Genomic DNA, 25,710 nt, shown 5'->3' with positions numbered 1-25,710 from the left:
TCCTGGCCATTGCGGCCGGAACATGAAAAAGGACGACCACATGGCCATCGAACGCACCCTTTCGATCATCAAACCCGACGCCACCAAGCGCAACCTGACCGGCAAGATCAATGCCAAGTTCGAGGATGCCGGCCTGCGCATCGTCGCGCAAAAGCGCATCTGGCTGTCGCCCGCCCAGGCTGGCCAGTTCTACATCGTCCACAAAGATCGCCCCTTCTACGGCGAACTGGTCGATTTCATGGCCTCGGGCCCGGTCGTCGTGCAGGTGCTCGAAGGCGAAAACGCCATTGCCAAGAACCGCGAAGTCATGGGCGCCACCAACCCCGCCCAGGCCGATGAGGGCACCATCCGCAAGGAATTCGCGCTTTCCGTGGGTGAGAACTCGGTCCATGGCTCGGACGCGCCGGAAACCGCCAAGGAAGAAATCGCCTTCTACTTCTCGGGCCTTGAACTGGTCGGCTGAGTTCGATTTCTTCGTTGCCAAAATACCCAAAGAAAAAGGACCGCCTGTCAAGGCGGCCCTTTTGCCTTACTGACGATTGGCGGTGAGATCGAAACCGATTACGACGGAAAAGCCCACCGTGCTTTCATCGGTATAATTCGCTCCGATCGCAAAGTCGCGACGGTCCACCCCCATCCGGCCGGTGGCGCGCGCCAGATTGCCTTCAAGGGTCAACTCAAAGGGCAGGTCCGCTTCGACGGTCTGCCCGGCGATGGTCAGAAGACCATGGGCGACATGGGGTTCGCCTTGCGCCGCGGGGGGCAGGATATCGGCCTCGAAACGCGCGGTCGGATGGGTGGCGGCGTTCAGGAAATCCGGCCCCTTGGCCGCGTCGCCAACCGCGCCCAGCGTAAGCGAGGCGATATCGACGATCACCGTCACCCGGCCCGAGCGGTTTTCAGGATCATAGGCGATGTCCGCCTGCCATTGGTCGAACTGCCCCGTGACCGCATTGCCGGCCTGCGTGACCTCGATATTCAGCACCCCTTGTTCCACTATCCAACCCGAGGTGCCGGGATCTTGAGGCAATACGGCGATTGTGGGCGCGTTTTCCTGCACCGGTGACCCGCCTGGCAGGAACGCCGCTCCCACCCAGATTGTGCAGGCTGCGACCGCGGCCAACACATGCGACATGATGCCGGTCATAGCCGAAGGTGGTTCGGGCGCGCGGTCGGGATTGCCGGCCATGCGGCTCATCGCGCCATCGCGGTCGATGATCGCATGTTTCAGCGCTCCGGCGACATGCAGGACGACCAGCCCGGCCAACAGCCACCAGCCGGCCTCGTGAAAATCCGCGAAACGCCCGGACAAAGCGGCATCCTCGGGGATAAAAGGCAGGCGCTGGCCAAACGGCCAGAGGATGCGGGCAAAACCGCCGGGCGCCGCCGAATGCAGCAGCCAGCCGCTTAATGGCATCACGATCATGCCGATCCACAGCGCCCCATGCATGACCTCGGCGGCAAGATTCTCCAGCCGGCGCTGGGGATGCAGGGGGCGCGGTTTTGTCTGGGTCAGCGTCCAAAGCAGCCGCAACGCGACAAGAATCAGCGCCACCATGCCCAAGGTCTTATGCACCGAATAAGCGGCGAAAATCGCCTCCATCTGGGATTGCCCACCTTGCGGCAGGCCGCCTGCGTAAAGCCCGATGGCGATGGCGGCAAGGATCAGGACGGCGACGGTCCAGTGGAAAAAGCGCGCGACCCAACCATAGGCGCGGGGGGTATTCACCGCCTTCATAGGTTTTCTCGCGTCGCTACGCACCCATCGCACCGGCGCAGAGGAATATGACTGGCGATCTGAACCGAAGCCGGCGCGGCAATGCCACGTTCACCACCTTCAACGGGTGTTTGCCACAAAAGCCCGCTCTTGCCGGCGCTTATCTTTGGGGAATGAAAGTAAAATTTGGTCATGCGGGCAAATAGCCACGCGGTCCGAAAGGTGGCAAGCCGCCGCGAAGGGGCGGCGGCTCACGTTTGCGTCGGTATCAGGCCGGCTGCGCGGTTTTCGGCGCACGCGAGGGCCGTCGTGCCGGGCGCTTGCGCGCGGGCTGGGCAGCGCCGCGACCGGCTGGGCCGCCGCGCTCGCGGATCTTGGCCACCTCGAAGGGCTCCTCGCCGCCGACAACCGGGATCTTGGCCTTCATCGCCTTTTCGATTGCGCGCAACTCGCCGATTTCTGTGGGCGAACAGAAGGCGATGGCCCGGCCATCACGTCCGGCGCGCGCGGTGCGACCGATACGGTGGACATAGTTTTCCGCAACGTTCGGCAAATCGTAGTTATAGATATGCGCGACCTGCGGGATGTCGAGGCCCCGCGCCGCCACGTCCGTGGCAACTAGCACCTTGGTATCCCCGGCGCGGAAGCTGCTCAGTGCCCGCTCGCGCTGGCCCTGGCTTTTGTTGCCGTGGATCGCGGCGACCTTGAAGCCCCATTTCTCCAACAGCTTCGACAGCTTTTCCGAGCCGTGCTTGGTGCGGCCGAAGACGATGGCAAGCTCGTCCGTATGTTTGGACAGATACTCGGCCAGCAGCGTTGCCTTGTCACCCTGATTAACGAAATGCACGCCTTGATCGATCTTTTCCGCGGCCTGACCGGGCGGGTTTACCGCCACGCGCAGCGGGTCGTTCAGATAGCTGTCCGCCAGCTCCGCCATCAGCTTCGGCATGGTGGCCGAGAACAGCAGCGTCTGCCGTTCGCGCGGCAGCATCTTGGCGATACGGCGCAGGGTATGGATGAAACCGATGTCCAGCATCTGGTCAGCCTCGTCCAGCACCAGATATTTCGTTTGCGACAGGTCGATCGCGCCGCGTTCGATCAGGTCCATCAGCCGGCCCGGAGTGGCGATCAGCACATCCACGCCGCGTTCCATCCGCATGACCTGCACGTTGATCGAGGCGCCGCCCACGACGCGGAATTGCCGGATCGGCGTGCCGACGGCGTAATTGTCGATGTTCTCGGCGATCTGGGTCGCAAGCTCACGCGTCGGCGCCAGAATCAACGCGCGGCAGGTTTTGGGCTCGGGCTTGCGGCCGATGTTCAGCAGCCGGGTCAGCATGGGCAGGCCGAAGGCCGCCGTCTTGCCGGTGCCGGTCTGGGCAAGGCCCAGAAGATCGCGACCGGCAACGATGGCCGGGATGGATTTTTCCTGGATGGGCGAGGGGGTCTCGATGCCCAACCCCTCCAGGTTGATCGCCACGCGCGGGTCGATCCCCATGCGGGTAAAAGGGGTGTCGATATCCGGGATCGCACGGCGGATGAATTTTTCTTCCGGCTCGGCGCGCATCCGGCGGTGACTGGTGTTGGGCTTGGGCTTGTCGCTGTGAAAGCGCGGCTTGCCGCCTTGTTGGGTGCGGAAATTTCCCGAACGGCTCGGGCGGGTGGTCTCGTTCGTCATGTCGTCTTTCGGCCAGGTCGCCCGCGTATCGGCGTGCATGGCAGGGGCCGCGCAGATCGCGCGGCAGTTGCGAGGGGCGGGCGTGATACGGTAATGCCCGCAGCCTCCCCGCGTGAATGGGAAACTGGAAAATCGTTGTCGACCTGACGCGAAACGCGCCGGCTACTCACGCGGCAGCGGGCGGCAACTTGTCGCAAATGAGGGCTGGGCCGACGAAAGTCAAGCGCGATCGGCGGAATCCATCCAGATCGTTACCGGCCCGTCGTTGACCAGAGACACTTTCATATCGGCCCCGAATGCCCCTGTCTCGACCGGAAGGCCCAATTCGCGCAGCGATTCAGCAAAGCGCAGATACAGGGCCTCGCCGCGTTCGGGCGCCTCGGCGGTCGAAAAGCCGGGCCGGTTTCCGGTGCGGGTATCGGCGGCGAGCGTGAACTGGCTGACCACCAGCACTGCGCCACCGATATCCTGGACCGAGCGGTTCATTTTATCCGCTTCGTCGCGAAAAATGCGCAGTTTCGCGATCCGGGCGGCCAGTTTTTCGGCCGCATCGTCGGGATCGCCGCGCATGGCGCAGACCAGCACCAACAGCCCCGGTCCGATGCTGCCGATGCTGCGGCCTTCGACCGTGACCTCGGCCGTCGAGACCCGTTGGATCAGCGCCCGCATGTCACTTGCCCAGCATGATGCCCAGGACCACCAGCATCAGCCCCAGCATCGAGGCGGCCAACGCCGCCATGTTCACCGCCACGACCTTGCGCATCGCCTCGCGCATCTGGGCGTCGTCGGTGATCCGCGCCTTGGCCCGCGCCGCGGTCACGATGCACCATACCAGCCCCACAAGCCCCAGCGCCGTCAACGCCGCGCCGCCCCAGATCAGCCCATCCCAGATCGTCATGCCCCGTCTCCGTTTGCCCGCGACGGCCTAGCGGCGATTGCACCCGGCCGCAAGACCGCCTAGACCCGCCGCCGATGCACAGGCATGGCCGGCGGGCGAGGTTCACGCGCCGTTTCGGGCGCGGTCTCAGGGCCGCGCAACCTGCTGTCTGGGCGATCGAACAGGGGCTTGGCCAAGAACAGTCGTTCCGAGGCGTGAGTATTGGAAAACACTTTTGCCTTCTTGGGGGAAAGATCATGAGCACTGATGAAAATACCGGTTCTGACTATAGCGTCGCCGCAGGCGAGCTTCGGCAGTTCGTGGAGCGTATCGAACGCCTGGAACAGGAAAAGAAAGACATCTCGGAGCAGATCAAAGAGGTCTATGCCGAAAGCAAGGGGCGCGGCTACGATCAGAAGGCCCTGAGGGCGATCGTCAGCCTTAGGAAAAAGGATCGTGACGAGGTGGCCGAGCACGAGGCCATTCTGGATATGTACAAGGCCGCCTTGGGCATGGCCTGAAAGGAAACGGTCCAGCCGGATTTTCATGGCTGGACATTTTCACCTTCGGGCGGGCGGAGCCAAGAAGCGGTTTCGGCGCCTGCGCGACGCGGCATTAGACGCGATGGCGCCCGCGAATTTCCCCTGAATGAATTTCTGTCGGGCCCAATAGGCCATATGCGATACTATATGGTGGTCCCTGCAAGTAAGGGCCGGCCAAAGGCCGACCCTGAATGCCTGCCGGGGGCAGGCGCTTACTGCACCAGAGCTTTTCGATGCTGGGCGTGGCGCACCGCCAGTTTGCGGCCCATCCGGCCCGAGGCCAACAGTCGCGCACCCGGCGGCAATTCGTATTGCGGTCGTTCGCGCAGTTCCGGGAAAAGCGCGAATATTTCCACCAAGGCGGGACGACCCACGGATTTGAGCGCCTCTGGACCTGTATAAAGCGATTCCGTTTCGGCGCCTTCGGAAAGCACGATTTCATGCTGGTCGAAAAGAATGTGGAAATACTCAACCTCCGGCAAATCCTCGGCAATATCGATACCGGTGATCTGTAAAAGCTGCTTGGCCGCGACCAGAACCTCGGACGCGCCGAACATCTTTTGCGCGATTTTCGAACGTACCAGGATACGGTGCTGTGGCGAGACGATCAGGTCGCGCCGGGGACAGTCCTTGCCAAGCGCGCTGGCGGCAATCCGGATTGGCCGCAGGTTCGGGTTGGCCTCAAGCACCTCGGCATCCACGAAGCGCGAGCCGATCCAGCGGACCGGCTGCAATCCGTGGTCGCGCGTCATGACCAACATGCCGGGTGCCAGTTCCTCGATTGGAACCGCGCCATGCCCGGTTTCGATCAGGGTTCCGCGCGCAAAGCAATTGAAGCAGTGCCTGTCGGTAAAGATGCGGTCGTGACAAAGATCGTAATTCAGCCAGTTGGTCGGGAATTCGACCGTGACGATGGGCCGGCCGGTGATCGCCTCGACCTCGGCTGCCGATGCGTCCTTGGGTGGGGGCATGAGAAACGTATTGCCGACCGTGTCCTGCATGATTCGGACCGGCAGGTGCAGGGTCTCAAGGCTGCCGTCCGGGTTGCGAAAGGTTACTGCGGTGTTGTGGACGATAAATGTGGAATCGACCTTATAGGTTTCAGAGCTTCCGTTGCCGTCTGCATCGTGGCGGATAGGTTCCGACAACAGGCCAAGCAGCCCGTCATTAACCCCGATGGTGCCGTCGAGGTTGGTGTCGATGCCGCTGACCTTGACCAGGGTCAGGACTCGTTCTCGATTCATAGCCAGAACATGACGGTTGCGGCGAGGGCGATGGCTGAGAGGAAGACCTTCGGGCATCTGTCGTAACGGGTTGCGACCCGTCGCCAGTCCTTCAGCCGCCCGAACATGATCTCGATCCGGTTGCGGCGTTTGTAGCGGCGCTTGTCATACTTGACGGGTTTTCCACGGGACTTCCGTCCCGGTATGCAGGGCTTAATCCCCTTGTCTTTCAACGCATCTCTGAACCAATCGGCATCATAGCCACGGTCGCCCAGCAGCCATTCTGCCGCCGGCAAGCTGCCCAACAGGGCCGCAGCACCGCTGTAGTCGCTCACCTGACCTGCAGTCATGAAGAACCGGATCGGCCGCCCATCAGCGTCGGTGACGGCGTGCAGTTTGGTGTTCATGCCGCCTTTGGTGCGGCCGATCAGGCGGCCCCTCTGGTCGCCGGGCCCCCTTTTTTCGCCCGCAGGCTGGAGGCCGTGCGATGCGCCTTCAGATAGGTCGCGTCTATCATCACCGTCTTCGGAACGGCCGCCTCGGAGGCCAGGCCTTCCATCATCCGGGCGAAGACGCCTTTCTCGCCCCAGCGCTTCCAACGATTATAGAGGGTCTTCGGTGGACCATACTCCTTGGGCGCATCGCACCACCGCAAGCCATTGCGATTGATGAAGATAATGCCGCTGAGAACACGCCGGTCATCGACGCGCGGCTTGCCGTGGCTCTTCGGGAAAAACGGCTGAAGGCGGGCCATCTGCGCATCCGTCAGCCAGAAAAGGTTGCTCATGATCCAGTCTCCTTGCGGAGCCTGAATCATGCCGCGCGGCTGAAATCAATGGGTCCTGACCCCAGTTTCTGCCCCAACGGGTCCGTGGATGAGCCAAAGCTTGTGCCGCCCAGGACGGCAGCCGCCTTTTCTGCGCCGGGAACAAGTTCCATGGGATCCATATCGGGCAGTTTCCCAAGGAAGATCATATTTTCGCAGTTCGGTCCGACAGGTCCGCAGCTGCAATCGGTAGAAGCGATGCCGTTATCTTGGCCGGAATGATTGGAAGCCATTTTACCACTCACCATCAACTGTGTGTATCAATTGCCTTTGTGTGCCTGAATCCCGGACAGGCATGGAAAATCATCAAATCCAGCGGGCCGGAATAAACCTGCGGGGAGTTTCTACGCTCAATATCGGGTCATATGGCGCCGACGCGGGTTTAATTAAAATTTGCGCAGATCATGACAAGTTCAAAAACCGAACCGTTCTGTTCCTATTGTATTGGTTAATTAATTGTTAAGATAATCAGCAGGCGCGGCAATGTGTTTTAAGGTATGTTTTGCAGGGTTAATAACAATTTGATCCCGTATTTTACTTATTGAGTGACATATTGTCGCGGAAGGTGCAGAAAACAAAAAGGCCGGGCAAATGCCCGGCCTTGGTGCTTTTCTGGTTCTTAGCGATTATTCGCGATTGCCAAGGAACTGCAGCAGGAACATGAACAGGTTCAGGAAGTCCAGATACAACTGCAACGCACCCATGATCGCGGCCTTGCCCAGGAAGTCCTGATCGGAATTCGCCAGTTGCAGGTAGGTGTTCTTGATTTTCTGCGTGTCATAGGCGGTCAGGCCGGCAAAGATCAGGACACCGATTGCCGAGATGGCGAACTGCATCGCGCCCGATTGCAGGAAGATGTTCACGATAGACGCGATGATCAGGCCGATCAGACCCATCATCAGGAACGTGCCCATGCCTGACAGACTACGCTTGGTCGTGTAGCCGTAAAGCGACAACCCGGCAAAGGCGATCGCGGTGATCAGGAAGGTCTGCACGATCGAAAACGTCGTATAGGCCGCGAAGATCCAGCTGATCGACACGCCCATCACGGCGGCGAAAGCGTAAAACAGCGTCGTCGCACCCTGCACCGACAGCCGGTTCAGCGCGGCGCCGAAGGCAAAGACCATGAGCAGCGGCGCGAACATCACCAGCCATTTCAACGGCGACAGATAGAGGGTCCTGCCGAACTCGGTCAGGTAATGGCCGTTGCCAAGCGCCCATTGCGTGGGCGTGTCGGACAGGGCCAGGCCGGCCATGCCCCAAGCGGTGCCGGCGGTGACCAGCATGCCCACGGCCATCAGGCCATAGACTTTATTCATATAGGCGCGCAGGCCCTCGTCCACTGCAGCCGAGCGCGTCGCGGTCCCGGCCGTGCGGATCGAATTATAGTCTTGCATAGGTTCTCCCCGGTCGAAAATCGCGGTGCGGCCCGGACGGCCCACCATCCACGCAAATATCGGCGAAGGGTGTCGATATTTCAATGCGCAGACGCCAGATTCTGCGGCATTTAACGAAAATTTCATATGCTAATGATCACCTTGCCGGTCGAGCGTCGGCTTCTGAGCAACTCATAACCCTCGGCCAGCCGGTCCAGCGGCAGGGTGACCCCGGCGTGCGGGTGCAAAAGGCCCTGATCGTAAAGCCCGAAAAGAGCGGCGATATCCTGCTGCAGCAATTCGGGGTCCAGCTTGTGATAGCCGCCCCAGTAAAACCCGTGGACGGCGATATTCTTGACCAAGGCGTGATTCAGCGGCAGGGCCGGGGGCTTGCCGCCGGCAAAGCCGATGACCAGAAAGCGGCCGCCGGGACGCAACGCGCCAAAGGCTGCCTCGCCGGGCGCATCACCCACCGGATCATAGACCACGTCCACGCCGCCCAGATCCCGCAATGCGGCACGCAGGTCGGGACAGCCCTGACTGTCGATGCAATCCGTCGCACCTGCCGCGCGCGCCACCGCAAGCTTTTCGGCACCGCGAGCAACTGCGACCACGCGCGCGCCAAGCGCCGCGCCGATCTCGACGGCCGTCAGGCCGACGCCGCCGGCGGCGCCCAGCACTACCAGGGTTTCGCCCGGACGCAGACCAGCGCGCAGGGTCAGCGCGAAATGACTGGTGCCATAGGCGATCAGAAAGCCCGCCGCTTCCTCATAATTCATCGCGTCGGGGATCGGGTAGCACCTGTTCGCGGGAAACAGGTTGGCTTGCGTCAGGGTGCCTTGGCTTTGCACGGCTATGCGGGTTCCGGGCGCCAGCGTCACGCCCTCGCCTGAGGCAAGCACCTTGCCCGCGCCCTCAAGTCCCGGGATGAACGGCAGGGGCGGGGTTTCTTGATAGCGGCCTTGCATCATCAGCAGATCGGCGAAGTTCAGCGCCGCCGCCCGCATCCCCACCAGCACCTCGCCCGGGCCGGGAGCCGGCAGTGCCAGCTCACCCGCGATTGGGGAATCGGAAACGGCGTTGATTTGCATCATTTTCCAAGTCGTCTGCATGTTTCCCTCGTTCCTCTGCGCGCCCCGTCTGCGCCGCTTTTTTCCGTTTTTCCCAAGGGTTCGGCCAGAGAAATCCGGTGCTTGCGGCCGATTGTCTTTTTGGACAAGTGGCCATTATCGACCTCGAAAATTGCGTCAATCTGGTGTAGCGCGCCTTTAGATTGAGTGAGGTGTTACCATGAAACATAACGTGGATGTCCATGTCGGAAAGCGTATTCGTCATCGCCGATGGATGATCGGAATGACGCAACAGCAGCTGGCCGAGAAAGTCGGAATCAAGTTCCAGCAAATCCAGAAATACGAGACGGGGATGAATCGCGTCTCGGCTTCGCGGCTTTGGGACATCGCGCGGGCGGTGGATGTGCCGGTCAGCTTCTTCTTCGAAGGGCTTGAGGACGGCCATGTGCAGAATACGGTCGAAGGCGACATCCTGGCCGACAAGGAAGCGCTGCAACTGGTGCGCGCCTATTACGCCATGCCCGAGGCGCAGCGGCGCCAGATATTCGAGCTTGCGCGGGTGCTCTCGGACGCGGCCTGACGGACAGGCCGCCGTTCCGGGGCTTTCGCTTGCGGGACACTGCGGCTAAACCTGCGCCCAAAGCAGATGCATGGGGGCAGGTCATGACAAGCAAGAACAAGACCAATCCTGTCGAAGGGGCCGAGCAGATCATCGCCGTGGCGCATCGTCTTGCTGATGCCGCGCGCACCGAGACACTGAAGCTGTTTCGCAGCCCGGCGTTGCGTCCCGACAACAAGGCTACAACCGGCTTCGACCCTGTGACCGAGGCCGACCGGGCCAGTGAGCGTGCGATGCGTGCCATTCTGGCTGCCGAACGCCCCGAGGATGGTATCGTGGGCGAAGAATACGGCGTCCAGCAGGGGCGAAGCGGACTCACATGGGTTCTTGATCCGATCGACGGCACCCGCGCCTTCATGGCCGGGGCGCCGAGTTGGGGCGTGCTGATCGGGCTCAACGACGCGCAAGGGCCTATCTATGGCATCGTGGACCAACCGCATCTGCATGAGCGTTTCGAGGGCGGATTGGGTCATGCCCGGCTGATCTCGCGTGAAGGAACCCACCGGCTGAAGGCCCGGCAGGGCGTCTCTCTGGCCGAGGCGACGCTGATGACCACCTATCCCGAGGTCGGCAGCTCCGCGGAACACGCAGCCTTTTCCCGTGTTTCGGCGCAGGTGCGGCTGGTCCGTTACGGGCTGGATTGCTATGCCTACGCGCTTTTGGCTGCGGGCCATGTCGATCTGGTGATCGAGGCGGGCTTGCAGCCCTATGACGTGGTCGCGCCCATTGCCGTGGTGCAGGCCGCAGGTGGTGTGGTGACGGATTGGCAGGGAAGGCCCGCGCATGGCGGCGGCACCATTCTTGCCGCCGGGTCACACGAATTACATGCCGAGGCCTTAGCCCTGCTGATGGGCGATTGAGACCCGGTGGCAAGACACCTATGGTGCCCTGACCGACTTGCCCTGACCGCAATCCTCGTCGCAAGACCCGAACTCCGAGGAGCCAGCCGATGACCGAGCCGCGCGAAGCCGAGACGGATACCCCCGAAACCGATTTCCAGCTTTCGCGCCAGGATATCGGCATGATTGGCAAAGCCCTGGACGATGGCGACGGCCCGGCATTGGATGCGCTGCTGGAGCCGATGCATGCCGCCGATATCGCGGACCTGATCGAGCAGTTGCCGCCCGCGCGCCGGCGCGAGTTCCTGCAACTCTATTCCGGCGAGATCGACGGCGAGATCCTGTCCGAGATCGACGAATCCATCCGCGATGAGGTCATCGAGCAGTTGCCGCACGAGGTGCTGACCGAAGCCGTCCGCGAGATGGACAGCGACGACGTCGTGGACCTGATCGAGGATATGGAGGCGCCCGAGCAGCAGGCCATTCTGGCGGCGCTGGACGAAACCGACCGGGCCGCCGTCGAACGCTCGCTGAACTGGCCGGAATATTCGGCAGGCCGCCTGATGCAGTCCGAGGTGGTGACTGCCCCCGAACACTGGAGCGTGGGCGAGGCCATCGACTTCCTGCGTTCGGACGAACGGCTGCCCGACCAGTTCTATCATGTCGTGCTGGTCGATCCGCGCCGTCATCCGACCGGTTATGTCACGCTGGGCAAGCTGCTGGCCTCGCGCCGTGACATGCTGCTTCGCGATATAACCGAGGACAGTTTCCGCACCATCTCTGCCCGGCAGGACGAGGGGGATGTGGCTTACGCCTTTAACAAGTATCACCTGATCTCGGCCCCGGTGGTCGATGACCATGACCGGCTCGTGGGGGTCATCACCATCGACGACGCCATGTCGGTGCTGGACGAAGAGCACGAAGAGGACTTTCTGCGCATGGCGCGCGTCTCGGACGACAGCCACGTCTCGGACGGGCCTTTCCAAACCGCGCGCCAACGCCTGCCGTGGCTGGTGATCAACCTGTGCACCGCCTCGCTTTCGGCGCTGGTGATCTCGCAATTCGAATCGACGCTGGCGCAGCTTGTCATTCTTGCGGCGCTGATGCCCATCGTGGCCTCGACCGGCGGGATCGCCGGGACGCAATCGCTGGCCGTGGCGGTTCGGGCGCTGGCCACCCGCGAACTGACCAGCACCAACGCCCGACGGGTGATCCTGCGTGAGCTGGTGGCGGGCTTGCTCAACGGCCTTGGGCTTGCGGTGATCCTGACGCTGGCCGGAGCCGTCATCCTGGGCAACCTGAATATCGGTCTGGTGCTGGGCATGGCGATGATCGCCAATCAGGTGGTGGCGGCGATGGGGGGGGTTCTGGTGCCGCTGACGCTGAGCAAGCTGGGGCTTGACCCGGCGCTGGCCTCGGGGACCTTCGTGACCACAATGACGGACATGATGGGATTTTTTGCATTTCTGGGTCTGGCATCGTGGATCCTGATCTGAAATCCGCATTGCGGCGGCAGGCGCTGGCGGCACGCGGGCGGGGCGGCGACGATGCCGCGCTGACGCGTCATCTGATCGCGGCGCTGGCGCCCCATCGCGGCAAGGTGCTGGCAGGCTATTGGCCGATGCGGGACGAGGCCGACCCGCGCCCCGCCATGGCGGCGCATGACGGGCCGGTCTGCCTGCCTGTGGTGACAGGCCCGGCCCGACCGCTTGAGTTCCGCCTTCATGATGGCCGGCTGGAGCCCGGACGCTTTGGCACCAGCCATCCGCTGGCCGATTCGCCGGTGCTGCGGCCTGAGGTCCTGATCGTGCCGCTGGCCGGTTTCGATCTTGCTGGCCACAGGCTGGGATATGGCGGTGGTTTCTATGACCGGACCTTGGATGCCCTGCGCAGTATGGGGCCGGTTACGGCGATCGGACTAGCCTATGCCGTGCAAGAGATTCGCACCATTCCCGCCGAGGAAACCGACCAGCCGCTGGATCTGATCGTTACTGACACGGGTGTCATCCAGCCGTTGCGGAAAAAATCCTTAGACGCGAGCACTGGAACAAATACGCAACCTTAACGGTGGTTCGTTGGGGGTAAGTCTGTGGAAAACAGGTGAATGGCGCAGAGGAACCCTGCCAGATCGTTTGGCTTTTTGCCTCGCCACCGTATTTACCGATTATTAACAGTGCAGTTGCAGCGAATCTCGGGGTGAGGCGAAGGACGGCGCAAGCGCCAGAGTCCAGTAAAAAATTTGATTGAAATGTTCCCTATCTCGGGTCAATTTGTGTCCCAAGCTCGCAAAGCCACCAGATATTGTGTCATTCCGGCATGTGATCTGGTCAGGCGGCAAGCGGCATAGATCAGGAAAAGCTTTCGGGTGCCGAACCATGCGGCCGCCTGGCCCGGCCTGTGTGGCGCGGGGGGTTGGTTGAATGATGCGCGCCCGGGCGGATGACGGGGGACAGTCAGGGTATGCGGATCGAACGGCGCTTCACCACGGCCGAGAGCGGGGCTTACGGCGCGCTTTCCTTTACCACCACCACCAGCGAGATTCGTAATCCCGACGGCAAGATCGTCTTCCGCAACGAGTCGGTCGAGGTGCCGCAGGGGTGGAGCCAGGTCGCCTCGGACGTCATTGCCCAGAAATATTTCCGCAAGGCCGGGGTGCCCATGCGGCTCAAGCGCGTCAAGGAAAAGGGCGTGCCGGAATTCCTGTGGCGCTCCGTCCCCGACGAGGAGGCGCTGGCGCAGCTGCCCGAGGACGCGCGCTTTGGCGGCGAGACCAGCGCCCGCCAGGTTTTCGACCGGATGGCCGGGGCCTGGGCCTATTGGGGCTGGAAGGGCGGGTATTTTTCCAACGAAGAAGACGCACGCGCCTATTACGACGAGATGCGCCATATGCTGGCGGCCCAGATGGGGGCGCCCAACAGTCCGCAATGGTTCAATACCGGCTTGCATTGGGCCTATGGTATCGACGGCCCCGGCCAGGGCCATTTCTATGTCGATTACAAGACGGGCAAGCTGGTCCGGTCGGCCAGCGCCTATGAACATCCCCAGCCTCATGCCTGCTTCATCCAGTCCGTCGCCGACGATCTGGTGAACGAGGGCGGCATCATGGACCTGTGGGTCCGGGAAGCGCGGCTGTTCAAATACGGCTCGGGAACGGGCACCAATTTTTCGTCCCTTCGAGGGGAGGGCGAGAAACTGTCGGGCGGCGGGAAATCTTCGGGGCTCATGGGCTTTCTGAAGATCGGAGACCGCGCAGCCGGAGCGATCAAATCGGGCGGAACGACCCGGCGCGCGGCAAAGATGGTGATCTGCGACATGGATCACCCCGACATCGAGCAGTTCATCAACTGGAAGGTGATCGAAGAACAGAAGGTCGCCTCGCTGGTGGCGGGTTCGAAGATGCATGAGCAAAAGCTGAATGCCATCTTTGCCGCCATCGGTTCGTGGGATGGCAGCATCGAGGATGCCACCGATCCCGCCAAGAACAATGCGCTCAAGCGCAGCCTGCGCGATGCCAAGCGGGTGATGATTCCAGAAACCTATATCAACCGAATTCTTCAATATGCTCGGCAAGGCTTCGATTCCATTGAGTTTCCGGTTTACGATACGGATTGGGATTCGGAAGCTTATGTCTCGGTTTCGGGGCAGAATTCGAATAACTCGGTGCGGGTGACGGATGCCTTTCTGCGTGCGGTGCGCGAAGATCTGCCCTGGGAGTTGATCCGGCGCACCGATGGCAAGTCGGCCAAGACCGTCTCGGCGCGCGAATTGTGGGATCAGGTCGGCCATGCCGCATGGGCCTGCGCCGATCCGGGCATTCAGTTCCACGATACGGTCAACGCCTGGCATACCTGTCCCGAGGACGGGGCGATCCGCGGCTCGAACCCGTGCAGCGAATACATGTTCCTGGACGACACCGCCTGCAACCTGGCCTCGATGAACCTGCTGACCTTCTGGAATGGCGGGGAATTCGATGCCGAGGGCTATGTCCATGCCTGTCGGCTGTGGACCGTGACGCTGGAAATCTCGGTGATGATGGCGCAGTTTCCCAGCAAGGAAATCGCACAGCGCAGTTATGATTTCCGTACCCTTGGCCTTGGCTACGCCAATATCGGCGGCCTGCTGATGACCATGGGGCTGGGCTATGACAGCGAGCAGGGCCGGGCGCTTTGCGGCGCGCTGACCGCGATCATGACCGGCGTGGCCTATGCCACCTCGGCCGAGATGGCGGCGGAACTCGGGCCGTTCCCGGGGTATCGCAAGAACGCGCAGCATATGCTGCGGGTGATCCGCAACCACCGTTCGGCCGCCTATGGTACGGGCGCTTACGACGCCGTGAACGTGCGTCCGGTCGAGCTTGATGCCGCCAATTGCCCCGATCAGCGGCTGGTGGCCCTGGCCCGGGGTGCCTGGGACGAGGCGCTGACGTTGGGCAAGGAACATGGCTATCGCAATGCCCAGTCCACGGTCATCGCGCCCACTGGCACCATCGGTCTGGTCATGGATTGCGACACCACCGGCATCGAGCCCGATTTTGCGCTGGTGAAGTTCAAGAAACTGGCGGGCGGCGGCTATTTCAAGATCATCAACCGTTCGGTTCCGGCGGCGCTGGAGGCTTTGGGCTATGGCTCGGCGCAGATCGAAGAGATCATCGCCCATGCCGTGGGTCATGCGAGCCTGGGCAATTGCCCCGGCATCAACCATGCCAGCCTGATCGGTCACGGCTTCGGCCCGCGCGAGCTGGAAAAGGTCGATTCGGCGCTGGCTTCGGCTTTCGATATCCGCTTCGTCTTCAACCAATGGACTCTGGGCGAGAGCTTTTGCCGCGAAACGCTGGGCATTCCGGCCGAGAAGCTGGCCGATCCGACCTTTGACCTGCTACGGCATCTGGGATTTACCAAGCCGCAGATCGACGCCGCCAACGATCATGTCTGCGGCTCGATGACGCTGGAAGGGGCGCCGCATCTGAAGGCCGAGCATTACCCGGTTTTCGACTGTGCCAACGCTTGCGGCAAGAGGGGCACGCGCTATCTGTCCGTCGACAGCCACATCCGCATGATGGCGGCGGCGCAAAGCTTTATCTCGGGCGCGATTTCCAAGACCATCAACATGCCCAACAATGCCACCATCGCCGATGCGCTGGCCGCCTATGAGCTGTCGTGGTCGCTGGGTATCAAGGCGAATGCGCTGTATCGCGACGGATCGAAACTGTCGCAGCCGCTGGCCTCGGCGCTGGTCGAGGATGACGAGGATGCCGAAGAGGTCCTGCTGACCGGCAGCGCACAGGAAAAGGCCGTCGTCGTCGCAGAAAAGATCATCGAGAAGATCATCGTCAAAGAGGCCGTGCGCAGCCATCGCGAGAAGCTGCCGCAGCGCCGCAAGGGCTATACCCAGAAGGCGATCATCGGCGGCCACAAGGTCTATCTGCGCACCGGCGAATATGACGATGGCCAGTTGGGCGAGATCTTCATCGACATGCATAAGGAAGGCGCAGGCTTCCGCGCGATGATGAACAACTTTGCCATCGCGGTGTCGGTGGGCCTGCAATATGGCGTGCCGCTTGAGGAATTCGTCGATGCATTCACCTTTACCCGCTTCGAGCCGGCGGGAATGGTGCAGGGTAATGACAGCATCAAGAACGCGACCTCGATCCTTGACTATGTGTTCCGTGAGCTGGCGGTCAGCTATCTGGACCGCACGGATCTGGCGCATGTGCAGCCGCAGGGCGCGCGGTTCGACGACCTTGGCGGCGGTGAGGCCGAAACCCAGCCCAATGTCGCCCCGGTCAGCGAAGGCGCCTCGCGTTCGCTGGAGATGCTCAAGCAAATCAGCTCGACCGGCTATCTGAGAAAGCGCTTGCCGCAGGACCTGATCGCGCTTCAGGGCGGTGTGTCGGTCGCGGCGGTTTCGACTGCCGAGGGCACGGCGGCGGTGGGGGTCGTCACCCTTGACGCCCGCGCCCAGGCCCGGATGCAGGGCTACGAGGGCGACCCATGCGGTGAATGCGGCAACTACACGCTGGTGCGGAACGGCACCTGCATGAAATGCAATACCTGCGGCGGGACCAGCGGTTGCAGCTGACAATATCCCGGTCCCGGCGCATGTCGCGTCCGGACCTTTCGAAACGACGGCTTCCCTAGGGGATATCACATGGAACTGATTGTCGGCATCCGGCGCATTACCCCAACCGCCGTTCACGCGATTCCCGGCGGGATCGAGGCGGAATTGCGCGGCGAGGCCGTCCTGTCGCTTTTGGACGAAACCTTCCGGGGCACGGGCCGGGTCGAGGTGCTGGGGGGCGACATGGATCGCCGGCCCATGGATGTGGCCGGCATCGAGATGCGTGGCGCATCGACCCTGGTCACGCTGCTTTGCGCAGGAACAGCGGCACAACTGCACTGAAAGATCATCGCTGCGATGAAACCTGTTCCGCGACCTTATGGGTGGCGGAACTTTTTTTCATGTTCCGGCACTTGCGCCTTTTATTGCGCGCAAGTCACGATCAGTTCATTCTTTGCGAGCGTGGTTCATTTGCAACGGGCGCGAAAATACCCTTGAACATGAGCCTATTGCCAGACGCCGGGTAGCCCATGCCCCGGTATGGAAGGAGACAATCCAGATGAACAGACCCGCTTCCCGACATTTACTGACCGCCTCGGGGCTTGCATTGCTCGTGGCGCTCACGCCGGTTTTCGCGCAAGAGCCGGCGACGCCGGACGCGCAGGATGCCGCCAACAACAACCAGCCGCTGGTCGCGCCTGACAGCCACGCCCGCCAGCAACAGGTCATGCCCGAAAGCTTTGCCGATCTGGTCGAAAAGGTCAGCCCGGCAGTCGTCAATATCACCACCACCTCGACCGTTTCGTCGCCGCTGGCGCGGGGGCCGCAACTGCCCGAGGGCAGCCCGTTCAGCGACCTGTTCCGCGACTTCGGTTTTCCGGGCTTCCCTCAGAGCGAGGGCAACCCGTTTGAGCGCGGCCCGCAACGCGAGCAACGCTCGAACGCGCTGGGGTCGGGCTTTGTCGTTTCGTCCGACGGGCTGATCGTGACCAACAACCACGTCATCGACGGCGCCGACGCGATCGAGGTCGAGTTCTATTCGGGCCAGCGCCTGCCGGCGAAAGTGATCGGCAAGGATGATAAGACCGACGTTGCCATTCTTCGCGTCGAAAGCGATACGCCCTTGCCCTTCGTCCAGTTCGGCGACAGCGACAAGGCGCGCGTGGGCGATTGGGTGCTGGCACTTGGCAACCCGCTGGGGCAGGGCTTCTCTGCCTCGACCGGTATCGTCTCGGCCCGCAACCGGGCGCTTTCGGGCACCTACGACGACTTCATCCAGACGGATGCGGCGATCAACCGGGGCAACTCGGGCGGGCCGTTGTTCAATCTGGATGGCGAAGTGATCGGGGTGAACACGGCGATTCTGTCGCCCAACGGCGGCTCGATCGGTATCGGCTTCTCGATGGCCTCGAACGTGGTCAGCAAGGTCGTGGACCAGCTTGAGGAATTTGGCGAAACCCGCCGTGGTTGGTTGGGCGTCAAGATCCAGCCGGTGACGCAGGATATCGCCGAATCGCTGGGGTTGGCCGATGCCAAGGGGGCCATGGTCACCGACGTGCCAGCCGGTCCCGCAGCCGATGCGGGGATGAAGGCGGGCGACGTGATTACCGGTTTCGACGGTGGTGAGGTCAAGGACCCGCGCGATCTGGTGCGCCGCGTGGCGGATGCGCCCGTGGGCGAGGCCGTTGATGTCACGGTTCAGCGCGACGGCGAGCCGGTCGAATTGAAGGTAACGCTGGGCCGGCGCGAACTGGCCGAGGGCACCGGCAGCGGCAAGGTTGACAGCGCAGAAGAGACGGCAAGCGATCTGATCGGCATGACGCTGGCGCCGCTGACGCCGGAAATCGCCGCTGAACTGGGTGTCTCGCGTGACATGCAGGGGCTGGTGGTGCAATCGGTGGAGCCGACCAGTGCTGCCGCCGACAGGGGGCTTGCCGCAGGTGATGTCATCACCGAGGCGGGACAGCAACCGGTCGCCTCGCTGGCTGATCTGGAGGCGCGGATCGACGAAGCGCGCGAAGCCGGGCGCAAGTCCATCCTGGTCATGGTGCGTCGTGCGGGCGAGCCGCGCTTTGTCGCCCTGCCCGTGGAATGAACGCATGAAAAAGGGCCGGGGGATGACCCGGCCCGATAGGTATGGGGCGCCCTCTTGGGCGCCCCTTTTTCGTGGCTTATTGCTGGGGCGCTTCGGCCGGGGTTTCGGCCGCAGCAGGTGCCGGCGCGGGTGTGCCTGCCGGCGCGGGTGTGGTGGCCAAGTCCTTGTTCGCTTCGATCAGCGCGTTCATGCCGGCAGTAAAGCCGGTCAACGACAGCGGCAGCTTGACCATCTGATCCTCGGGGGCACCGAAGGGCAAAAGCGAAAGGTTGGCGACCTTGCCGCGTTTCAGCGGACCAATTTCGGCATCGGTCAGGCCCACGCGCGAGATGCAACCGACCGGCGCGCAAAGCAGGAACGGATAGCGCGATTCCTTGCTGGTATCGACCTGCAGGCCCACTCCGGCCTGAAGATCGGTTTCAAGCGGCGCGATGAAGGTGATGACGGCCTGGACGTTGCCGGTCATCGGGATGACCGAAGCCTCGGCCACCGGAGAATTGTTCGTGTCCCGCAGAAGCTGGTAAAGCTCGCAGGGATCGTTTCCGTCCTCCGTTTTCATGCAGCGCAGCGTCCAGTCGCCATGGGTCGCGCGGGCATAGGGTTGGCCGATCTGAGGCTCGCCATTGCCGGCGGCTTCAGCTTGGGGGGCGGGATCACCCGCGGGTGCCTCGGCCGCAGGCGCATCCGTTGCGGGCGCCTCGGTGGCTGGCGATTCGGCCGCCGGTGCTTCCGCGGCGGGCGGGGCCGGCGTCTCGGTGCTGGCGTCTTGCGCCATCACGCTGGTGGAGGTGCCCGCCAGGGTGAAGAGGGCGGCAATCAGTGCCGCGGACGTCCTGTTGACCATGTTCTCTTCCTTTGGTCCATGCATCGGTTCCGGTCCTAACACGCGCGTCGGGCCTTGTCAGGGCGCATCGCGCCGCAGGCCGTCACCTTTGCGTTGGCGAATGGGCGATTCAGGAGGGGCGGGCCGGAAATGCAAGGATCCGGGGCGCATTTCGGCTGCCCCGGATCCTCAGTTTACCTTCCCTGCCGGACTGGCCGGTCATCATTGAGCGAAAGGCTAAATGTCCCAAAACGAGCCGTCAACTATCCTAAAGGTCAACTCTGGGATTGGTGCGATACGTTCGCGATCTGTCCAGACAGCAGGCAGTTCGCGCAAAAAAAGCGCCGCGCCCGAAGGCGCGGCAGTCCAACAGGGAGGAAGCCGGCCATCCGCCGATGCGGGGACCGGTAAGGAACAGACTGGCACAAAATCCTTACGGTTGTATTGTCCTTTCGTCAGAGATTTGCGCTTTTTTGCCGATCCGTGGAGGAAATATGACAGCTATCGTCGATCTGGAGGCCGGAACGGTGTTTGTAGGCGGCGCAGGGGCGGATCACGCGCTGCCGCAGATGCTGCTGTTGAAATATGCCAATCGCCACGGATTGATTGCGGGGGCGACCGGAACCGGCAAGACGGTGACACTGCAAACGCTGGCCGAATCGTTTTCGCGTGCCGGCGTGCCGGTCTTTATGGCCGATGTTAAGGGCGATCTGGCCGGGATGGCCAAATCAGGCGATCCCGCCGGCAAGATGCATGACGCCTTCCAGAAACGGGCCGAGGATATCGGCATGGTGCTGGACTATCAGGACTTTCCCGTCACCTTCTGGGATATCTGGGGCGAGCGCGGCCACCCTGTCCGCACCACTCCGGCCGAGATGGGGCCGTTGCTGTTGTCGCGCCTGATGGGACTGACCGACGCGCAGGAGGGAGTGATGAACATCGCCTTCCGCGTCGCTGACGAGCAGGGGCTGGCGCTTCTGGACATGAAGGACTTGCAGGCCATGCTGGTCTGGGTCGGGCAGAATGCCAAGGAGCTTAGCCTGAAATACGGCAATGTCTCGACCGCCTCGGTCGGCGCGATCCAGCGCGCGCTGATGGTGCTGGAGAACGAGGGCGGCAACCTGCTGTTCGGCGAGCCGGCATTGGAGCTTGCCGATATGATGCGGCTGGATGCCTCGGGCAAGGGGATGGTGAACATCCTTTCGGCCGAGAGGCTGATGAACTCGCCGCGACTTTATGCGACCTTTTTGCTTTGGCTGATGTCGGACCTATTCGAGCAGTTGCCCGAGGTGGGCGACCCCGACAAGCCGCGCATCGTCTTTTTCTTCGACGAGGCCCATCTGTTGTTTGACGATGCGCCCCCGGCGCTGGTGGCCAAGATCGAGCAGGTGGCGCGGCTGATCCGCTCCAAGGGGGTCAGCCTGTGGTTCATCAGCCAGAACCCGGCGGACCTGCCGGAATCGGTGCTGGGTCAGTTGGGCAACCGGGTGCAGCACGCACTGCGCGCCTTTACCGCCAAGGATCAAAAGGCGCTGCGGCTTGCGGCGCAGAATTATCGCCCGAACCCGGATTTCGACACCGCCGAGGCGATCCAGTCAGTCGGGACAGGCGAGGCGGTGACATCGCTGCTTGAGGTCAAGGGCGTGCCCGGGATCGTGCAGCGCACGGTAATACGCCCGCCGCTGTCGCAGCTTGGCCCGATTTCCGATGCTGAACGTGCGGCGCTGGTCGCGGCTTCGCCCATGGCGCTGAAATATGGCCAGACGCTGGATCGCGAGTCTGCCGCCGAGATCCTGGCGAAACGGGCCGAGGCAGCGGCGACCGGTGGGGCGGTCACCGGCAACGGTTCGGACGAAGACCTGTGGAAGATGGACCGCGAGCATAACCGCGGGCGCCGCTATGATCCGGGCCTCCAGATCCCCGCCGATCCCAAGCCCCGCTCTGCGCGGAGTTCAGGCAGCGATTCGATTGCCACCACCTTTGGCAAGAGTCTGGCGCGACAACTGGGCACCAAGACCGGTCAGGCGCTGGTGCGCGGCGTTCTGGGCTCTCTGTTCAGGGGACGGTAAGCAGGGTCGCACCGGGCGCGGAGCAGGGCGCAGCTTCGGCGGTCTCAGCCATAATCGCGATCAGCAGCATGATGTGGCGGTGGATGTTGTAACCGGCCTGACCCGCGCGTCGGATCAGGTCGAGCCGTTCTTCCTCGGCAAGCAATCTAGCCAGTGTCTTGCCGGCAGGTGGCAGAGGATCGCATTTCAGCACCCGGCGCAGATCGCGCGCGCGGTTCCAGCTTGTCAGGCCGGCTCTGGCCGCCTGTACCAACAGGCGCGGGCGGCGAAGCTGTGGCTGTTCCGGGCGTGGCTGAAAGGCGATCACATTGCTTGTCACGATCATGGCGCTTCCCTCTGTCGGTCGTATCCGGGGAATTAACCTCAACCCAAGGGTGTGTTGCGGCGTCGCCCGAAGCTGCGCGCGCTTCGGCAAGAAATCTTTAGGAATTCTTAGCAAATATTGCCGCATCTCGACTTGATCCTGTTTCGGTGGACAGGGACGAGAACAACCCATGGCGAGTTGTGCCCGCTCGTCTGCAGGAAGCGAAGGAATGACCATGACGATTTTAACGGGAGATTTCGGCCCGGACGCCCTGATTGCCGCCCTGCCAGCCGGTGTCGGGTCCACGGACGGCAATCCGCCCGAACCCCCGCATGTAGGCCAAGCTCAGGACAGTGATCTTAAGCTTTACCTGCGCCATGTCGAAGGCGGGGAAACGATCCGCTCGCTGGCCCGTGAGGTGGGGTGCCACGCATCCACCATCCTGCGCCGCATTCGCCGCTTCGAGGCCCGCCGGGACGATCCGCTGGTCGACCGCGGAATCGAACGTGCTGGGGATAGGGGCAGGGGAACGGGCGCGGTCTCGCCCGGTCAGACAGGGATGAAGCAGATCGCCCGCATCCTGCGCCGTCTGGCCGAGCCGGGCGCCCAATTGGTCGTGGCAGAGGGCATGGACAAGGCCATCGTCGTGCGCGACGACATCCGCACCGCGATCCTCGACCGTGAATTGGCCGAGCATATGGCGATCCGCGCCTGGGTCCGGCTTATGGGACAGGGCAGGGTCAGCCGCTATGCAATCTCGGCCCAGGGGCGCGAGGTATTGCGGACGATTCTGGCAGCCCGGCGCGGCGGCCCCTTGCCGCGGGGCGAGGATTTTGTTCCCGCCACCCCGGTCATGGCCCGAAGCAGCGATCATTCCGAAAAGCCGGCCTCCGGTCATGCCGACCGGCACCGGCAATGGGAAGAGCGTGAAATCACCGACCCCGAAGACGGTTGCCGCCGCCGCGCCCGGGTCAATATCGCCGAAAGCCCCCTCATGATGCTGGCGCGGCGGCGCGAACCCAATGGGCGGCCCTTTCTTGCGCCCGAACTGGTCGCTGCCGGTGAGCGCCTGCGCGAGGATTTCGAACTGGCGCAGATGGGACCTCGCATCACGCAGAACTGGGACCGTTTCCTGACCGCAGGCATAGACGTCTTGGGCATCTCGACCAGTTATGGCGGCGGCTCGGAAGGGGCGCGGAACCGGGTTGCCGCCGCATTGCGCGAGCTTGGTCCGGGGATGGGGGATGTGTGCCTGCGGATCTGCTGCTTTCTGGAAGGGATCGAGATGACGGAGCGGCGCTTGGGTTGGTCTGCGCGCTCGGGCAAGATCGTGTTGCGGCTGGGTCTGATGCGGCTGGAGCGGCACTACGGCGAAACCTATGGTTCAGGCGCGCCGTTGATCGGCTAGATGCCTCGGACACAAGCATGAAAAAGGGCACCCAAGCGGTGCCCTTTCCTGTTGGTGGTCTTTGGGTTGGCCGATCAGGCCGCGGCCTTGACCGGATTGGCCCGCAGCCAATCCAGCACCGTTTCCGGAGAGCTGGCGCCATAGGGGTCCTCGGGGCAGTCGTCCGTCCGTCCGGGCTCTTCGAACCAAGCCTCGATGCGGCCGTCATTGACGATGGCGGCATAACGCCAGCTGCGGGCGCCAAAACCCAGGTTGTCCTTGCGCACCAACATGCCGACCTTTTCGGTGAACTCGCCCGAACCGTCTGGAATCACCTGAACATGGCTAAGATTCTGCGCCTTGGCCCATTGGTTCATCACGAAGCTGTCGTTGACCGACAGGCAATATATCGCATCGACCCCCAGTTCAGCCATTTCATCCGCCGCCTTTTCAAAGCCGGGCAGTTGATAGGTCGAGCAGGTCGGGGTGAATGCACCGGGCAGCGAGAACAACACCACGCGCTTGCCCTTGAAATAGTCCTGGGTGGTCATCGGCTGCCAGCGATAGGGATTGGGTCCCTCTACCGATTCGTCGCGCACACGAGTCTGGAAAGTCACCAGCGGAAGCAGATCGCCTTGTTTCATTATTCGTCCTTTCATCACCTGCTCCTCCCTTTCCGATGCCGCATCGCAGCATCGAGGGCGTTAGATGCACCTTGTATTGGCGTTGATCAAGCCTTGAAAAACCCGTAAGTTTCGCCCGACTCCCAGCAAAGGATGCCGACATGGCGGATATGCCCCCGGTTCTGCGCCACCCAGAAAAAGCCCATCGTCCCGACCAGCCCCAACCGAAGAAACCCGAGTGGATTCGTGTCAAGGCGCCGACGAGCCAGGGCTACAAGGACACCCGCGACATCCTGCGCAACAACCGCCTGTCCACTGTCTGCGAAGAAGCCGGCTGTCCCAACGTCGGCGAATGCTGGAGCCAGGGTCACGCCACCATGATGATCATGGGCGAGATCTGCACGCGCGGCTGTTCCTTTTGCAACGTGATGACCGGCAAGCCGAATGCGCTGGACGTGTTCGAGCCGGGCCGCGTCGCCCATGCCGTGCAAAAGCTGGGGCTGAAGCATGTCGTCATCACCTCGGTGGACCGCGACGATCTGGACGATGGCGGGGCCGAGCATTTCGCCCAGACCATCCGCGCCATCCGCCACCGCGCGCCCGCATCCACCATCGAAGTGCTGACGCCGGACTTTCTCAAGTCCAAGCCCGGCACGCTTGAAACCGTGGTCGAGGCGCGGCCCGATGTGTTCAACCACAACCTTGAAACCGTCCCCGGCCTTTATCCCACCGTCCGCCCCGGCGCGCGTTATTTCCACAGCCTGCGCCTGCTGCAGCGGGTAAAGGAACTTGACCCCACCATGTTCACCAAATCCGGCATCATGGTTGGCCTGGGCGAGGATCGGCAGGGCGTCTTGCAGGTGATGGACGACATGCGGGCCGCCGATGTTGATTTCATGACCATCGGTCAATATTTGCAGCCCACGCCCAAGCACCACCGCGTGGATCGCTTTGTGACGCCCGAAGAGTTCAAGAGCTATGAGAAGGCAGCTTTCGGCAAGGGTTTCCTGATGGTTTCGGCCACGCCCCTGACGCGTTCGTCCTATCACGCGGGTGACGATTTCGCCCGTCTGCGCGAGGCACGTCTGGAGAAGCTGGGCCGGGCTTAAGTCGGGGGTTGCAAAAACCTGCGCAGCGAATTAGGCGGAACGCAGAAAGGCCCGAGTGGCGGAATGGTAGACGCAGCGGATTCAAAATCCGCCGCCGCAAGGCATGTCGGTTCGAGTCCGACCTCGGGTACCATGGCCTTTCCCTCACCTAGATGCTGCTAGGTGCAGTGCCCCGTAAAATTGGAGTGCGGGGCACCTTTACCAATCCAGATTCACCTAAGCCTGCGTCGCTTCACCAGAGAACACTTGTGAGCCTCGCAATCACGATCAAACTTTATCGCATCACCAATGCGGCAGGTCGTGGACATTTTCAGGGTCAGCCAGAGCTGCACGGATGTTCCGCACGCATGCGGGGCTTTGAATTTCTTGAGGTCATGCGCCCTATTCGGAGAATTTTTCGGAATGACGCAAACAAAAATTCCACAACCGCCATTGTCCTTAAACTGAGAGTGATTCTCCTCTACGTAGCACGACAG

General features: G+C 62.4%; 23 protein-coding genes and 1 tRNA gene. 13 read left to right on the top strand and 11 right to left on the bottom strand.

Annotation, left to right across the window (positions count from 1 at the left end; genetic code table 11):
- Positions 1-40 precede the first annotated feature (40 nt).
- Complete coding sequence (ndk, locus tag JWJ88_RS18260) at positions 41-463, top strand: nucleoside-diphosphate kinase (protein WP_205295859.1); 423 nt, start codon at positions 41-43, stop codon at positions 461-463.
- A gap of 66 nt (positions 464-529) precedes the next feature.
- Here the strand turns inward: ndk and JWJ88_RS18255 are convergent, their stop codons facing one another.
- From JWJ88_RS18255 to JWJ88_RS18240, 4 genes are all read right to left on the bottom strand, one after another.
- Entirely contained in the window at positions 530-1,738 is a 1,209-nt protein-coding gene (locus JWJ88_RS18255) for a cytochrome b/b6 domain-containing protein (RefSeq protein ID WP_205295858.1), read from the bottom strand.
- 247 nt (positions 1,739-1,985) lie between these two features.
- The gene (locus tag JWJ88_RS18250) at positions 1,986-3,395 is read right to left on the bottom strand and encodes a DEAD/DEAH box helicase (RefSeq protein ID WP_240200285.1); all 1,410 of its coding nucleotides are present in this window, start codon (positions 3,393-3,395) and stop codon (positions 1,986-1,988) included.
- Between the two features lie 219 nt (positions 3,396-3,614).
- The gene (gene dtd / locus JWJ88_RS18245; protein ID WP_205295856.1) at positions 3,615-4,064 is read right to left on the bottom strand and encodes a D-aminoacyl-tRNA deacylase; all 450 of its coding nucleotides are present in this window, start codon (positions 4,062-4,064) and stop codon (positions 3,615-3,617) included.
- Position 4,065: 1 nt separating this feature from the next.
- Positions 4,066-4,293, bottom strand: coding sequence for a hypothetical protein (locus tag JWJ88_RS18240; RefSeq protein ID WP_205295855.1), 228 nt, complete (start codon positions 4,291-4,293; stop codon positions 4,066-4,068).
- 236 nt (positions 4,294-4,529) lie between these two features.
- Here JWJ88_RS18240 and JWJ88_RS18235 point away from each other — a divergent pair, with 236 nt between their 5' ends.
- The gene (locus JWJ88_RS18235) at positions 4,530-4,793 is read left to right on the top strand and encodes a DUF2312 domain-containing protein (protein ID WP_205295854.1); all 264 of its coding nucleotides are present in this window, start codon (positions 4,530-4,532) and stop codon (positions 4,791-4,793) included.
- A gap of 233 nt (positions 4,794-5,026) precedes the next feature.
- Here JWJ88_RS18235 and JWJ88_RS18230 read toward each other — a convergent pair whose 3' ends face one another.
- From JWJ88_RS18230 to JWJ88_RS18215, 4 genes are all read right to left on the bottom strand, one after another.
- On the bottom strand, positions 5,027-6,058 hold the full coding sequence (locus JWJ88_RS18230) for a Hint domain-containing protein (protein WP_240200284.1): 1,032 nt from the start codon (positions 6,056-6,058) through the stop codon (positions 5,027-5,029).
- Positions 6,055-6,824 (bottom strand): IS5-like element ISPak1 family transposase gene (locus tag JWJ88_RS18225; RefSeq protein WP_240200102.1). Its coding sequence is split into 2 segments (ribosomal slippage): positions 6,055-6,488 and positions 6,488-6,824, totalling 771 coding nucleotides; the frame shifts between segments, so codons are not numbered across the junction. Before JWJ88_RS18225 ends, JWJ88_RS18230 begins: the two co-directional genes overlap by 4 nt.
- Before the next feature lie 665 nt (positions 6,825-7,489).
- Positions 7,490-8,260 carry a Bax inhibitor-1/YccA family protein gene (locus tag JWJ88_RS18220; RefSeq protein ID WP_205295852.1) on the bottom strand — a complete coding sequence of 257 codons (771 nt, stop codon included), beginning with the start codon at positions 8,258-8,260 and terminating at the stop codon, positions 7,490-7,492.
- 122 nt (positions 8,261-8,382) lie between these two features.
- A complete protein-coding gene (locus JWJ88_RS18215) occupies positions 8,383-9,351 on the bottom strand; it encodes an NADPH:quinone oxidoreductase family protein (RefSeq protein WP_205295851.1) in 969 nt (322 codons plus the stop codon).
- Between the two features lie 178 nt (positions 9,352-9,529).
- Between JWJ88_RS18215 and JWJ88_RS18210 the strand changes: the two genes are divergently transcribed.
- The 7 genes from JWJ88_RS18210 to JWJ88_RS18180 all read left to right on the top strand — a co-directional run bounded on the left by JWJ88_RS18210 (position 9,530) and on the right by JWJ88_RS18180 (position 18,919).
- Positions 9,530-9,889 carry a helix-turn-helix domain-containing protein gene (locus tag JWJ88_RS18210; RefSeq protein WP_205295850.1) on the top strand — a complete coding sequence of 120 codons (360 nt, stop codon included), beginning with the start codon at positions 9,530-9,532 and terminating at the stop codon, positions 9,887-9,889.
- An 83-nt stretch (positions 9,890-9,972) separates the two neighbouring features.
- Complete coding sequence (hisN, locus tag JWJ88_RS18205) at positions 9,973-10,788, top strand: histidinol-phosphatase (protein ID WP_205295849.1); 816 nt, start codon at positions 9,973-9,975, stop codon at positions 10,786-10,788.
- Positions 10,789-10,877: 89 nt separating this feature from the next.
- Positions 10,878-12,263 carry a magnesium transporter gene (gene mgtE / locus JWJ88_RS18200; RefSeq protein WP_205295848.1) on the top strand — a complete coding sequence of 462 codons (1,386 nt, stop codon included), beginning with the start codon at positions 10,878-10,880 and terminating at the stop codon, positions 12,261-12,263.
- Positions 12,248-12,832, top strand: coding sequence for a 5-formyltetrahydrofolate cyclo-ligase (locus JWJ88_RS18195; protein ID WP_205295847.1), 585 nt, complete (start codon positions 12,248-12,250; stop codon positions 12,830-12,832). The genes mgtE and JWJ88_RS18195 overlap by 16 nt, the downstream gene beginning before the upstream one ends.
- A gap of 395 nt (positions 12,833-13,227) precedes the next feature.
- A complete protein-coding gene (locus JWJ88_RS18190) occupies positions 13,228-16,845 on the top strand; it encodes a vitamin B12-dependent ribonucleotide reductase (protein ID WP_205295846.1) in 3,618 nt (1,205 codons plus the stop codon).
- Between the two features lie 69 nt (positions 16,846-16,914).
- Positions 16,915-17,166, top strand: coding sequence for a hypothetical protein (locus JWJ88_RS18185; protein ID WP_205295845.1), 252 nt, complete (start codon positions 16,915-16,917; stop codon positions 17,164-17,166).
- Positions 17,167-17,383: 217 nt separating this feature from the next.
- Positions 17,384-18,919: a DegQ family serine endoprotease gene (locus JWJ88_RS18180; RefSeq protein ID WP_205295844.1), complete on the top strand. Its 1,536-nt coding sequence runs from the start codon at positions 17,384-17,386 to the stop codon at positions 18,917-18,919.
- A gap of 76 nt (positions 18,920-18,995) precedes the next feature.
- On the opposite strand, the gene JWJ88_RS18175 is transcribed toward JWJ88_RS18180, so the two are convergent.
- Positions 18,996-19,763, bottom strand: a complete 768-nt coding sequence (locus JWJ88_RS18175; RefSeq protein ID WP_240200283.1) for an invasion associated locus B family protein — start codon at positions 19,761-19,763, stop codon at positions 18,996-18,998.
- Between the two features lie 473 nt (positions 19,764-20,236).
- On the opposite strand from JWJ88_RS18175, the gene JWJ88_RS18170 reads away from it, so the two are divergent.
- Positions 20,237-21,811: a helicase HerA-like domain-containing protein gene (locus JWJ88_RS18170; protein ID WP_205295842.1), complete on the top strand. Its 1,575-nt coding sequence runs from the start codon at positions 20,237-20,239 to the stop codon at positions 21,809-21,811.
- Here the strand turns inward: JWJ88_RS18170 and JWJ88_RS18165 are convergent.
- Positions 21,798-22,136 carry a DUF6477 family protein gene (locus tag JWJ88_RS18165; protein WP_205295841.1) on the bottom strand — a complete coding sequence of 113 codons (339 nt, stop codon included), beginning with the start codon at positions 22,134-22,136 and terminating at the stop codon, positions 21,798-21,800. The two genes, JWJ88_RS18170 and JWJ88_RS18165, sit on opposite strands and share 14 nt — an antisense overlap.
- Before the next feature lie 208 nt (positions 22,137-22,344).
- Between JWJ88_RS18165 and JWJ88_RS18160 the strand changes: the two genes are divergently transcribed.
- Positions 22,345-23,523 carry a DUF6456 domain-containing protein gene (locus JWJ88_RS18160; protein ID WP_205295840.1) on the top strand — a complete coding sequence of 393 codons (1,179 nt, stop codon included), beginning with the start codon at positions 22,345-22,347 and terminating at the stop codon, positions 23,521-23,523.
- Between the two features lie 74 nt (positions 23,524-23,597).
- Here JWJ88_RS18160 and JWJ88_RS18155 read toward each other — a convergent pair whose 3' ends face one another.
- Positions 23,598-24,146: a peroxiredoxin gene (locus JWJ88_RS18155; protein WP_205296907.1), complete on the bottom strand. Its 549-nt coding sequence runs from the start codon at positions 24,144-24,146 to the stop codon at positions 23,598-23,600.
- Between the two features lie 140 nt (positions 24,147-24,286).
- On the opposite strand from JWJ88_RS18155, the gene lipA reads away from it, so the two are divergent.
- Positions 24,287-25,234, top strand: coding sequence for a lipoyl synthase (gene lipA, locus JWJ88_RS18150; RefSeq protein WP_205295839.1), 948 nt, complete (start codon positions 24,287-24,289; stop codon positions 25,232-25,234).
- Positions 25,235-25,283: 49 nt separating this feature from the next.
- A tRNA-Leu gene (locus JWJ88_RS18145) sits at positions 25,284-25,367 on the top strand.
- Positions 25,368-25,710: the final 343 nt, after the last annotated feature.

Origin of the sequence: Paracoccus methylovorus (genome assembly GCF_016919705.1) — a bacterium.
GTDB lineage: Bacteria > Pseudomonadota > Alphaproteobacteria > Rhodobacterales > Rhodobacteraceae > Paracoccus > Paracoccus methylovorus.
Note: the sequence above shows the minus strand (reverse complement) of the source record. Positions and strands in the feature narration are given on the sequence as shown.

Coding starts and splice junctions, on each gene's coding strand:
- hisN (WP_205295849.1), top strand. CDS start 9,973: ATGACAAGCAAGAACAAGACCAATCCTGTCGAAGGGGCCGAGCAGATC.
- mgtE (WP_205295848.1), top strand. CDS start 10,878: ATGACCGAGCCGCGCGAAGCCGAGACGGATACCCCCGAAACCGATTTC.
- JWJ88_RS18220 (WP_205295852.1), bottom strand. CDS start 8,260: ATGCAAGACTATAATTCGATCCGCACGGCCGGGACCGCGACGCGCTCG.
- JWJ88_RS18175 (WP_240200283.1), bottom strand. CDS start 19,763: ATGGTCAACAGGACGTCCGCGGCACTGATTGCCGCCCTCTTCACCCTG.
- JWJ88_RS18230 (WP_240200284.1), bottom strand. CDS start 6,058: ATGAATCGAGAACGAGTCCTGACCCTGGTCAAGGTCAGCGGCATCGAC.
- ndk (WP_205295859.1), top strand. CDS start 41: ATGGCCATCGAACGCACCCTTTCGATCATCAAACCCGACGCCACCAAG.
- JWJ88_RS18170 (WP_205295842.1), top strand. CDS start 20,237: ATGACAGCTATCGTCGATCTGGAGGCCGGAACGGTGTTTGTAGGCGGC.
- JWJ88_RS18250 (WP_240200285.1), bottom strand. CDS start 3,395: ATGACGAACGAGACCACCCGCCCGAGCCGTTCGGGAAATTTCCGCACC.
- JWJ88_RS18255 (WP_205295858.1), bottom strand. CDS start 1,738: ATGAAGGCGGTGAATACCCCCCGCGCCTATGGTTGGGTCGCGCGCTTT.
- JWJ88_RS18210 (WP_205295850.1), top strand. CDS start 9,530: ATGAAACATAACGTGGATGTCCATGTCGGAAAGCGTATTCGTCATCGC.
- JWJ88_RS18185 (WP_205295845.1), top strand. CDS start 16,915: ATGGAACTGATTGTCGGCATCCGGCGCATTACCCCAACCGCCGTTCAC.
- JWJ88_RS18160 (WP_205295840.1), top strand. CDS start 22,345: ATGACCATGACGATTTTAACGGGAGATTTCGGCCCGGACGCCCTGATT.
- dtd (WP_205295856.1), bottom strand. CDS start 4,064: ATGCGGGCGCTGATCCAACGGGTCTCGACGGCCGAGGTCACGGTCGAA.
- JWJ88_RS18240 (WP_205295855.1), bottom strand. CDS start 4,293: ATGACGATCTGGGATGGGCTGATCTGGGGCGGCGCGGCGTTGACGGCG.
- JWJ88_RS18165 (WP_205295841.1), bottom strand. CDS start 22,136: ATGATCGTGACAAGCAATGTGATCGCCTTTCAGCCACGCCCGGAACAG.
- JWJ88_RS18235 (WP_205295854.1), top strand. CDS start 4,530: ATGAGCACTGATGAAAATACCGGTTCTGACTATAGCGTCGCCGCAGGC.
- lipA (WP_205295839.1), top strand. CDS start 24,287: ATGGCGGATATGCCCCCGGTTCTGCGCCACCCAGAAAAAGCCCATCGT.
- JWJ88_RS18155 (WP_205296907.1), bottom strand. CDS start 24,146: ATGAAACAAGGCGATCTGCTTCCGCTGGTGACTTTCCAGACTCGTGTG.
- JWJ88_RS18180 (WP_205295844.1), top strand. CDS start 17,384: ATGAACAGACCCGCTTCCCGACATTTACTGACCGCCTCGGGGCTTGCA.
- JWJ88_RS18190 (WP_205295846.1), top strand. CDS start 13,228: ATGCGGATCGAACGGCGCTTCACCACGGCCGAGAGCGGGGCTTACGGC.
- JWJ88_RS18215 (WP_205295851.1), bottom strand. CDS start 9,351: ATGCAGACGACTTGGAAAATGATGCAAATCAACGCCGTTTCCGATTCC.